Here is a 10,554-nt window from a genome sequence, read left to right on the forward strand (position 1 = left end):
AAACGGTAACAGATGTTACCGTTTTGCGTTTACCTTACAGCGCGATATCCGCTACCGGCTTGCTTTCCGCCTGAGGCTTCAGCTCTGCCTGTGGCGCAGCATCCGCAGCCTGCGGTTTGACGTATTGCAGTTGCAGAACGCGGCTGGTGTATTCCAGCTCTTGTTCCGTGGCTTCAACGTTACCGTTCAGCTTCGTACCGTAGGATGGAATAATGGTTTTCAGCTTCGCCTGCCATTCCGGGCTGGATACTTTGTCCTTAAACACTTTTTCCATCAGGTGCAGCATGATTGGCGCAGCGGTAGATGCCCCCGGAGATGCCCCCAGCAGCGCGGCAATGGTGCCATCCTTATCGCTTACCACTTCGGTACCCAGACGCAGCACGCCGCCCTCTTTCGGATCGCGTTTGATGATCTGCACGCGCTGACCCGCCTGCCACAGACGCCAGTCTTCTTTCTTCGCCTGCGGATAGTACTCTTTCAGCGCCTCGAAGCGCTCTTCATCAGAGAGCATCACCTGGCTAATCAGGTATTTCACCAGATCGAAGTTATCCAGCCCCACGTCCATCATTGGCTTGACGTTTGACGTCGTGGTCGCGCTCAGCAGATCCCACAGGGAACCGTTTTTCAGGAATTTGGTGGAGAATGTGGCAAACGGCCCGAACAGCACTACGCGCTTACCGTCCAGCATGCGGGTGTCGATATGCGGAACGGACATCGGTGGTGCGCCCACAGAGGCCTGACCGTACACTTTAGCCAGATGACGGTTAACCACTTCCGGGTTTTCCGACACCAGGAACTGGCCGCCGACCGGGAAGCCCGCGTAGTCGTCCGCTTCCGGAATACCGGACTCCTGCAACAGTTTCAGCGCCGCGCCGCCCGCACCGATAAACACGAACTTCGCCTTAATCACATGCTCGGCTTCGTTGTTTTTCAGATCGGCAACGGTCACGCTCCAGCTGTTATCCGCGTTGCGCTTGAAACCACGCACTTCGGAGCTGAGTTGCAGGTTAAAGTTCTCTTTTTTCTTCAGAGAGGCCACCAGCTGACGGGTGATTTCACCGTAGTTAACGTCAGTACCAATTTCAGTGCGGGTCGCCGCTACTTTCTGGTTCGGATCGCGGCCTTCCATGACCAGCGGCGCCCACTCTTTGATTTGAGCATGATCTTCAGAGTATTTCATCCCGCGGAACAGCGTGCTCTGTTGCAGGGCAGCATAGCGCGCGCGCAGGAAGTTGACGTTTTGATCGCCCCACACAAAGCTCATATGCGGTACGGTGTTGATGAAGGAGTGCGGATTGTGCAACACACCGCTGTTCACCTGGTGAGACCAGAACTGGCGTGAGATCTGGAACGCTTCGTTGATCTCTACCGCCTTCTCGATACTAATGGAACCGTCCTTTTTCTGCGGCGTATAGTTCAGTTCCATGAGTGCCGAGTGCCCCGTCCCGGCGTTGTTCCAGCCGTTAGAGCTTTCCTGTGCCACGCCATCAAGGCGCTCGACCATGGTCATGGACCAGTTCGGCTCTAATTCCTGAAGATATGTTCCCAGCGTGGCGCTCATGATGCCGCCACCAATTAAAAGGACATCCGTTTCCTGCTCTTTTGGTGCGTCAGCCTTCGCCGCCAGCGAGACGGCGTTCAGCCCCACGGCCAGAGAAAAGAGCACGGCAGTCATTTTTTTCATCATTTATGCCTTAGTTGAATAGTGCTTGATGCGTGGAAATTACAGGTGAAACACGCTGCGGTGGCACGGTAGCAACTTTTAAATATTGTTTAAAGGTTACGAAATTATTGTAATTGTGAAATTTAATGATGGATTGTTTGTAGGGTTTTGGCAGACAGGCTGGCACCCGACGATTTTCCTGGCTATGATGCTGCACTTTGTGATCGCGCGCACGGAAGCCTGCCCCTACCAGCGAATTGTTATGTCATTACCCCACTCGTCTGTACCTCAAGAAGGCCATGTCGCCACTGTTTTACGTTCGCCTCACCGTCTGATGCGCGAAACCCTGGCCGGTGTGATTACCGCGCTGGCGCTGATCCCGGAAGTGATTTCGTTTTCCGTAGTCGCGGGCGTGGATCCGAAAGTGAGTCTTATCGCCTCCGTGGTGCTCTGTTTCGCCCTTTCCCTGCTCGGCGGGCGTCCGGCCATGGTGACGGCGGCGGCAGGTTCCGTCGCGCTGGTGATTGGCCCGATGGTCCATCAACACGGCGTACAGTACATTCTGCCCGCGGTGGTGATGGCAGGCGTGATTCAGATCCTGTTCGGCGCGCTGGGTATGGCGCGGCTGATGCGCTTTATTCCCCAGTCGGTGATGACCGGGTTTGTTAACGCCCTTGGCATTTTGATTTTCTTTGCCCAGGTGCCCCATTTCTGGAGCCGAAGCCCGCTGATTGTGGGCCTGTTCGTGCTGACGCTGCTGATTGTGCTTTGGGTGCCACGCTATATCAAAAGCGTGCCCTCCCCGCTGATTGCCATTGTGCTGCTGACTTTGTTCACCGTCACCAGCGGACAAATTCTGCCGACGGTAGGGGATGAAGGCTCCATGAGCGGCGGTTTGCCAGGCTTTACGCAACTGCTGGTGCCGCTCAATCTGGAAACCCTGAGCATTATCTGGCCGTGCGCACTTAGTATCGCTTTCGTTGGCCTGCTGGAATCCTTGCTGACGGCAAAACTGGTGGACGAACTGACCGCTACCCCCTCAAGTAAGCGCCGCGAGAGCATCGGTCTGGGCGTGGGGAATATTATGGCCGGGTTCTACGGCGGCATTGCGGGCTGCGCGATGATTGGGCAGACCATCGTTAACGTGGAGATGGGGAAAGGCAGAAGCCGTATCTCCACCCTTGCGGCGGGTATCGTACTGCTGGTGCTGGTTACGGCGCTCAGCGAGGTGATGGCCAAAATCCCGATGGCGGTACTGGCGGGTATTATGGCCATTGTGGCCGTCAAGACCTTTAGCTGGCATAGCGTTCAGCCCGGAACGCTGAAAAACGCGCCGGTGGCTGAAACCGTCGTGATGCTGGTGACGGTTGTGGCAACGGTTTCCACCGGCAACCTGGCGATTGGCGTGCTGGGCGGGATTGTGATGATGTTCATCCTCCCTGCCCGACTTAAGCAAAAAGCGCTGGCTACAGAAGAAAAATCGTCGCCAGTCCAAGAAAAATAAAGAAACCGCCGGTATCGGTAATGGCGGTGATCATCACGCTCGACCCCACCGCGGGGTCGCGCCCCAGCCGGGTCATGGTCAACGGGATAATCACGCCCATCATCGCCGCCACCAGCAGGTTCAGCACCATCGCCAGCATCATGACCCCGCCCAGCGCCATATCATCATACAGCCACCAGGTAATGCCGCCCATGATGCCGCCCCAGACCAGGCCATTAATCAGCGCAACGCCCATCTCCCTGAAAATCAGCCACGAGAAATTACCCGGCTGTATGTTTTCCAGCGCCAGGGCGCGAACGATCATGGTGATAGTCTGGTTACCGGTGTTCCCGCCGATCCCCGCCACAATCGGCATCAGCGACGCCAGGGCCACCAGCTGGGAAATGGTATGTTCGAAGCCGTCAATAACGCGGGACGCCACGAACGCGGTGCATAAATTGATGGCGAGCCACGCCCAGCGCGTTTTGACGGCCTTGCCGACGGAGGCATGAACGTCATCTTCGGCACTGATCCCGCCAAGGGCACGCAGGTCGTTATCGGTCTCTTCATAGACCACGTCAACGATCTCATCGATGGTCAGACGCCCCATCAGCTTGCCCACCGAATCCACCACCGCCGCGCTCACCAGGTCATCACGTTCGAAGGTACGCGCCGCTTTTTCGGCATCGTCTTCCGGCGAGAAGACCATCGGCTCGGTTTCCATGACCTCACTCACCCGCTGCTGGGTGCTGTTCAGCAGGATCGTTTTCAGCTCCAGCTCCCCGAGCAGGGTTTTATCCCGCGAGGTGACGAACAGTTTATCGGTGTTGTCCGGCATACTGCCCAGGCGACGAAGATAGCGCTGCACCGTACCCAGGGTGACGTCCGGGCGCACGGTGATGACGCCAAACTCCATGATCGCGCCGACGCTGTTTTTCTCGTAGTGCATCACCTGACGCACGCGCGCCCGCTCTTCAGCAGGCAGGGAAGCCAGCAGGCGTCCGGTCAGGTTGCGCGGAAGATGCTGAACGAGGTAAATCTGCTCATCGATATCCAGCGTTTGCAGGGCGTCAAGGATGTCCCGGTCGCTCATCTCATCGATAAGGTCATCCCAGACGTTTTCCGAGGCTTCAAGCAATACCTGACCGCGCTCGTGATCCTGCACCAGCCGCCACAGGGCGTGGCGCTCCTCGGAAGGCAATGCCTCCAGGGTGTCCGCCAGGTCCGGGGGCGGTAAATGTGCAACCAGCGCACCTACCTCAGCAATATCGTCGGCCAGCGTGCCGACATCATATTGCTCAGCCAGGGTTAGCTTACCCAATAACGTTGACGTGACCGCTTTATCGGTCGTCAGGAGCCAGATGAGCCGCGCACGCTCCTGGTCACGCTGCCTGGCGCTGTTTTTCTTTAATACCGACATCAATCATAAATCCATTAAATGAGTTGGCGTTAAGCATAGCGCGGGGATATGTAAATAAGAATAAACGGCGGGTCGGGATGGAGAAAAAAACGGCATATATGAAAAATTAGTGTGCCGGGCGCCACCCGGCACAATTGCAATCAGGCCGTACGCGCCACCGCGTCCCGTGACGCCGCATCGCGCTCATCGCCGGTCAGCTCGCTCAGCTTGCCGTCGCGCATCTCCAGCAGACGGTCGGCGTGAATGAAGTAGTGATCGTCATGGCTGATGGCAAAAATGGTTTTTCCCATCGCCTGCATCAGCGGCAGCAGGACCTGATAAAACTCGCGACGGAAGTGCGGGTCCTGATCGGCGGCCCACTCATCCAGCAGGATGATGTCACGCTCCTCGGCCAGGGCCAGCAGCAACGCCACGCGCTTCTTCTGCCCTTTCGACAGCTTCAGATTCAGGATTTTGCCATCCTGGAGCTCCAGCTTGTGCGACATTTGCAGGTGCGCAAGCCACTTCTCCACCAGCGCCGGATCCGCCTGCTGCCCTTCCGGTCCCAGCAGCCGGTCGAACAGCCAGACGTCGGTAAATACCGCCGAGAAGAGCTTGCGGTAGTCCTCCGGTTTCTCCGCGCTCAGCGCTTTACCATCCAGCAAAATTTCACCCGCCTGCGGCTGGTAGAGGCCCGTCAGCAGCATCGCCAGCGTAGATTTGCCGCTGCCGTTGCCGCCGATAAGGAACAGCAGTTCGCCGCGGTGAATGGTCAGGTTTATCGGCCCTACGGAGAAGGCGTTATCCTGATAGCGGAAGGTAACGTTACGCAGCTCCAGCGTTTGCCAGTTCGGGAAGGCCTGCGGGCGCGGGAACTCAGCCTTAAACGGCGCAAGGTCGAATTTCTTCAGCTTGTTGAAGGCCACCTGAGCGCTCAGCAGCGTCGGCAGTGCGCCAACGGCCGACAGCAGCGGCGTGCGTAAAAACAGCAGCGTCAGGGAGTAGGTTGCCGCCACGTTGGTATCGGCCCACCCCAGGCTGTTCGCCATCCAGAACACCAGGCCAATCGCGCCCAGCATCATGATATTGGACCAGTTCACGGCGCTCAGGTGGAACGTATCGGCGCGGATAATGTGATGACGATATTCGTGCGCATCCGGGATATAGAGATGGTTGAAGATATGCTCGGCACGCTCGCGGTTCAGTGTCAGCTCTTTGCGCCCTTCCAGCACCGTCTGATAATCGTTATAGAGCTTGTCTTCCGTTTCGCGCAGCACCGCCATGTGCTTATAGACGCGTGATACCAGCAGGAACCCGCCCCAGATGGTAATAACAATCCACAGCGTCGTCACCGCCAGCATTTTGCTGGAGAGCCAGGCGAGATAGGCTGCCGAGCCAAAGGTCAGGATGATCCCCTGCACCAGCTCCGGCAGGCGCACAAAGGCGATGGTAATGGCGCGCACATCGCTGGTCAGCCCCGCCAGCAGAGAGGCACTTCCCAGCTGTTCGATGCGTTCCACCTGAGTATCAAGAATACGTTTGATGAACTCGCTGCGCAGACGGAAAACGAAGTGGTGGCCGAGCGCGGTCAGCGCCAGCTGTGACCCGAGCGTGACCGCCATCAGCAGCAGCAGTAAACCCAGAAATTCCGGCAGGACGGAGAGTGACGTGTCGACCATTTCGATCAATCGCACGTTAATGAAGGCAATCAGGCCGATCCCCAGCGCCGCGCTGGCAAGGCTTAACGCCATCACCGCGATAAAAGGCCAGCGATACTGCCGCCAGACAAGAAGAAGTAGTTGCATGCAGAGCAATCCGGACAAGAAAAATCAGCCAGCAGTGTAAACTGCCTTTCACACACATCAAGAATAATTCTTATTTTTATTCTCTGTACGCTGCCTGGCGGAACGTGAGGTTGTAGCGAAATGCCCCCGCCACCGGGTGATCGCCAGGTTTAAGCGGCTGAATACCGTGATAAAAAAGCCGTGATTCACCGCCCCAGACCACCACATCGCCATGCTCCAGCATCAGCCGTTTGAGCGGGTCGTTGCGCCGCAGGCCGCCAAACTGAAAGACAGCGGGCAGCCCAAGGGATACCGAGACGATCGGCGCGCGCAGGTCCGGCTCGTCCTTATCCTGATGCAAGGAGAGCTTTGCCCCAACGGCATAGCGGTTGATAAGACAGGCATCGGGTCGAAAATCAGGATAGCCGGCCGCCACGGCGGCAGCATGACACAGCGCCTGAAACGCCTCCGGCATCGGCGGCCACGGCTGATCCGTCAGCGGATCGTTCGCGGCATATACATAGCCCCGCGCATTCGTCGCCCATCCCAGTTCGCCGCAGTTGGTCATCGCCACGGACATGGTATACCCGCCCGGCGTAACCATATGGCGAAACGGCGAACGGGCGGTGACGGCATCAATACCGTCGAACAGCGCCGCCGCGCGGGAAAGCGCGAATCGTCTCAGGATCGTCGCCCCCGGCGCGAGCGGCTCCTGCCAGGGTTCAGCATCAGCAAAAAGATCGAGCATTATCCCTCCGGGTTGTTCGCCTCACGTTTTAATAATAGTACCTTACGCGCTGCCCCCCAGCGATAGCCCGAGAGCGCACCGTCGTTACGCACCACGCGGTGACAGGGGATGACTATCGCCAGTTTGTTGGCACCGCAGGCCCCCGCCACGGCACGTACGGCATTGGGTTTGCCAATGGCCTTTGCGACCTGCTGATAGCTTGCCGTCTCACCGCAGGGGATAGCCCGCAGCGCCTGCCAGACCTGCTGCTGGAAGGCGGTACCCCGGATATCCAGCGGCAACGTCAGCGGCGTCGCGCGGCTGTCGACAGAGGCAATAACCTGCCGAACACGCCCGGCAAACGCGCCTTCCATCGGTTCACGGACGGCAAGCGGAAACAGTGACAGCAGCTCAGCCGTCAGCCCGGCGTCGTCATCACCCAGCAGTATTGCGCAGATCCCGCGCTCGCTTTCCGCCACCAGACAGCGGCCCAGCGAGCAGTCACTGATGGCATAGCGGACCGCAGCCTCTCCGTTGCGGTACTGTTTTGCCGTCATGCCCAGCGCGCCATCGGCTTTACGGTAGTAGCTGCTGCCGTCCGGGAAGCCAGCCGCCAGTACGGCGTCGGTGATTTTACCGCCCTGTGCAAGCAGACTGCGCAGGCGTTGTTCACGCGCGGCCTGCTGCCATGCTTTCGGCGTCATGCCGGTGACGGATTTAAACAAGCGGTGGAAATGGAACGGACTCATGCCAACCTGCTGCGCCAGTGCCTCCAGGTTCAGCGCGGCATCCTGTTCAAGCAGTCGACAGGCCAGCGCAATGCTGGCCTTTTTCTGCGCCATAGGGTCGACCTGGTCCGGCCTACAGCGCTTACAGGGGCGGAAACCCGCCTGCGCGGCCTGGTGAGCATCAGGATAAAAGCAGACATTTTTACGCAGCGCGTGGCGGGCGCGGCAGGACGGACGACAATAAATGCCGGTCGTCTGCACGGCAAAGACAAACTGGTTATCCGCACGCGGATCGCGGGCCAGAACGGCCTGCCAGCGATCCTCATCGGTAAGATAGGTTGTGTTTTTCATCATCGGCTCCTCTTACAAGCATACGCTCAGCTTGCCTGAGCGCCACCGAACAAAAACCCGCAACCTTGCTTTTTAATTTTTTTCGCTCACCAGGAAGCTGTTGAACTGCGGCGAACTCCAGGTTTTAAACCCGTCAGCCTCTTTGGTGATCATATAGACGGCCAGCCCTTCCTGACGCACCACCTCTTTGGCTTTCTCCGTGCCGAGCACCATCAATCCGGTATCCCAGGCATCCGCCTCCAGCGCGGTTGGGGCTATCACCGTCACGGACACCAGGTTGTGGGTAATCGGACGTCCGGTTTGCGGATCAATCACGTGCGAGATACGTTTGCCATCCAGCTCGTAATAGTTACGGTAGCTTCCGGAGGTGCTGATACCGTGCCCGTTGATGTCGACAATCGCCTGCACCGCGTTCTGCTGATCGGTTGGTTTTTGGATGGCCACACGCCACGGCCTGCCGCTGGCGTTCATGCCCCGGCTGACGAGCGCGCCCCCGACGGAAACCAGATAACGGGGAATGCCTTCCTGCGCCATCAGGGCCGCGAGATGATCCGCAGCATACCCCTCGCCTACCGTGGAGAGATCGACAAACAGGTCGGGAATATCTTTTTGCAGGTATTGCTGACCGTACTGGGAGATCACCGCCAGATGCTGTAACCCTGTACGCGCGCGGGCGTCGTCGATGGCGGCTTGATCGGGTGTAGTCACCGGCTGCTTGTTGGGGCCAAATCCCCACAGGTTCACCAGCGGCCCCACGGTCACATCCATTGCGCCGTTGGTTTTGTAGCCCACGCGCATGGCTTCCGTGACGATATCGGCCATCGCTTCGCTCACCGGCCACAGCGAGGTGCTGCTGGAGCGATTGAAACGCATCAGCGCTGAGTCATTTTTATAGGTAGAGAGTAGCTGATCGTCGGCATCCAGCTGCGCCTGAATTTTACCGCGTAGTTCTTCAGCGCGGGACTTATCAATATCCATCACGCTGACGCGCCAGAAGGTCCCCATGGTTTTCCCTTCCAGCACCGTCGCGGCGGGTGCGTCGATTTTTGCGGGCTGTGTGGAAGAGTCACACGCGGTCAGGAGTAAAAAAGTCGCCAGAACGCTGGCGCGTAAAAAAGTCATATCCATTGGTTATTATCCTCATGCCAGGGCGGCAAGAGTACACTAAAACAGCGTATTTGAAGACCCTAAAAAAGCATGAAAAAAGGGGCCTGATGGCCCCTTTGTTGCAGTATGAGCAATTAGAACTGGTAAACCAGACCCAGCGCGACGATATCGTCGGTACCGATACCTGTCTGACGGGTGAAGTCATTTTCATCCAGCAGGTTGATTTTGTAATCAACGTAGGTGGACATGTTTTTGTTGAAGTAGTAAGTCGCGCCAACATCAACATACTTCAGGATATCCTGATCGCCATAGTTTTCGATGTCTTTACCTTTAGATTGCAGGTAAGCCACGGATGGGCGCAGGCCGAAGTCGAACTGATACTGAGCAACCACTTCGAAGTTCTGTGCTTTGTTAGCCCAGCCCTGATCGCCAACGCGGGTCGCGTTGTAAGTCTGAGTATACTGTGCAGCCAGATAGATGTTGTTCGCGTCGTATTTCAGACCACCGGTGTAGGTCTCTGCGCGATCGCCGTCACCGAAGTAGCCTGGCGCGTTCTGGTCAGCAGTACGTTTAGAGCTGGTGACTGCCGTACCGAGTGCGAAGCCTTCGCCCAGATCGTAGGTCAGAGAGCCGCCGTAGCCATCACCGTTCTGACGCAGTGCCTCACGACCGTTGTTGGTCTGGCCTTCGCCGCTTGCGCTGCCGTTTTTACCCTGGTACTGCAACGCGAAGTTCAGACCATCAACCAGACCGAAGAAGTCCTGGTTACGGTAGGTCGCGAAGCCGTTACCACGCTGCTGCATGAAGTTGTCAGAACCGTAGGTGTCGCCGCCGAATTCCGGCAGAACGTCAGTCCAGGAAGTCACATCGTAAACAACGCCGTAGTTACGACCGTAGTCGAATGAACCCGCATCAGCGAATTTCAGACCTGCGAACGCCACACGCGTCCATGAGTTGTTTTCGTTCTCACCAGAGTTACCCTGGATCTGGTATTCCCACTGGCCGTAACCGGTCAGCTGGTCGTTAACCTGAGTTTCGCCTTTGAAGCCCAGACGCATGTAGGTCTGGTCGCCGTCTGCGCTGTCGTCATCAGAGAAATAGTGCAGGCCATCCACTTTACCGTACAGATCTAATTTGTTGCCGTCTTTGTTATAAATTTCAGCCGCATTTGCTGCGCCTGCCACCAGCAGAGCTGGTACCAGGAGGGACAGTACTTTAAGGAAGGTGCGAACAAGTTCCTGATATGAGATCATCATATTCATCCGGAGCGCATCCCAGAGGGACATCATGAGCCATCAACTCACCTTCGCCG

8 protein-coding genes are annotated in these 10,554 nt (G+C 57.4%); 1 reads left to right on the plus strand and 7 read right to left on the minus strand.

The genetic code is table 11. The annotated features are described in order from the left end of the window. Positions 1–34: 34 nt before the first annotated feature. The gene (gene mqo / locus ACNQ0W_RS19620; protein ID WP_047729304.1) at positions 35–1,684 is read right to left on the minus strand and encodes a malate dehydrogenase (quinone); all 1,650 of its coding nucleotides are present in this window, start codon (positions 1,682–1,684) and stop codon (positions 35–37) included. A gap of 187 nt (positions 1,685–1,871) precedes the next feature. On the opposite strand from mqo, the gene ACNQ0W_RS19625 reads away from it, so the two are divergent. Beyond that, the gene (locus tag ACNQ0W_RS19625) at positions 1,872–3,167 is read left to right on the plus strand and encodes a SulP family inorganic anion transporter (protein ID WP_062932914.1); all 1,296 of its coding nucleotides are present in this window, start codon (positions 1,872–1,874) and stop codon (positions 3,165–3,167) included. Here the strand turns inward: ACNQ0W_RS19625 and mgtE are convergent. The 6 genes from mgtE to ACNQ0W_RS19655 all read right to left on the minus strand — a co-directional run bounded on the left by mgtE (position 3,130) and on the right by ACNQ0W_RS19655 (position 10,495). After that, positions 3,130–4,566, minus strand: coding sequence for a magnesium transporter (mgtE, locus tag ACNQ0W_RS19630; RefSeq protein ID WP_006811337.1), 1,437 nt, complete (start codon positions 4,564–4,566; stop codon positions 3,130–3,132). The genes ACNQ0W_RS19625 and mgtE overlap by 38 nt on opposite strands. Positions 4,567–4,706: 140 nt before the next feature. Beyond that, the gene (locus ACNQ0W_RS19635; protein ID WP_062932751.1) at positions 4,707–6,350 is read right to left on the minus strand and encodes a multidrug ABC transporter permease/ATP-binding protein; all 1,644 of its coding nucleotides are present in this window, start codon (positions 6,348–6,350) and stop codon (positions 4,707–4,709) included. A 76-nt stretch (positions 6,351–6,426) separates the two neighbouring features. Then, the gene (alkB, locus tag ACNQ0W_RS19640; RefSeq protein WP_062932750.1) at positions 6,427–7,077 is read right to left on the minus strand and encodes a DNA oxidative demethylase AlkB; all 651 of its coding nucleotides are present in this window, start codon (positions 7,075–7,077) and stop codon (positions 6,427–6,429) included. Next, the gene (ada, locus tag ACNQ0W_RS19645) at positions 7,077–8,135 is read right to left on the minus strand and encodes a bifunctional DNA-binding transcriptional regulator/O6-methylguanine-DNA methyltransferase Ada (RefSeq protein ID WP_062932749.1); all 1,059 of its coding nucleotides are present in this window, start codon (positions 8,133–8,135) and stop codon (positions 7,077–7,079) included. Before ada ends, alkB begins: the two co-directional genes overlap by 1 nt. A gap of 72 nt (positions 8,136–8,207) precedes the next feature. Continuing rightward, entirely contained in the window at positions 8,208–9,263 is a 1,056-nt protein-coding gene (gene apbE / locus ACNQ0W_RS19650; protein WP_023300605.1) for an FAD:protein FMN transferase ApbE, read from the minus strand. 113 nt (positions 9,264–9,376) lie between these two features. After that, entirely contained in the window at positions 9,377–10,495 is a 1,119-nt protein-coding gene (locus ACNQ0W_RS19655; RefSeq protein WP_116329881.1) for a porin OmpC, read from the minus strand. Positions 10,496–10,554 lie beyond the last annotated feature (59 nt).

The sequence above is a fragment of the Enterobacter cloacae complex sp. 6730903 genome, from assembly GCF_048283985.1.
Taxonomy (GTDB): domain Bacteria; phylum Pseudomonadota; class Gammaproteobacteria; order Enterobacterales; family Enterobacteriaceae; genus Enterobacter; species Enterobacter hormaechei_C.

What these genes read in the sequence shown, in the direction of transcription:
- mqo (WP_047729304.1), bottom strand. Translation starts at nt 1,684, where the DNA reads ATGAAAAAAATGACTGCCGTGCTCTTTTCTCTGGCCGTGGGGCTGAAC.
- ACNQ0W_RS19625 (WP_062932914.1), top strand. Translation starts at nt 1,872, where the DNA reads ATGCTGCACTTTGTGATCGCGCGCACGGAAGCCTGCCCCTACCAGCGA.
- mgtE (WP_006811337.1), bottom strand. Translation starts at nt 4,566, where the DNA reads ATGTCGGTATTAAAGAAAAACAGCGCCAGGCAGCGTGACCAGGAGCGT.
- ACNQ0W_RS19635 (WP_062932751.1), bottom strand. Translation starts at nt 6,350, where the DNA reads ATGCAACTACTTCTTCTTGTCTGGCGGCAGTATCGCTGGCCTTTTATC.
- alkB (WP_062932750.1), bottom strand. Translation starts at nt 7,077, where the DNA reads ATGCTCGATCTTTTTGCTGATGCTGAACCCTGGCAGGAGCCGCTCGCG.
- ada (WP_062932749.1), bottom strand. Translation starts at nt 8,135, where the DNA reads ATGAAAAACACAACCTATCTTACCGATGAGGATCGCTGGCAGGCCGTT.
- apbE (WP_023300605.1), bottom strand. Translation starts at nt 9,263, where the DNA reads ATGGATATGACTTTTTTACGCGCCAGCGTTCTGGCGACTTTTTTACTC.
- ACNQ0W_RS19655 (WP_116329881.1), bottom strand. Translation starts at nt 10,495, where the DNA reads ATGATCTCATATCAGGAACTTGTTCGCACCTTCCTTAAAGTACTGTCC.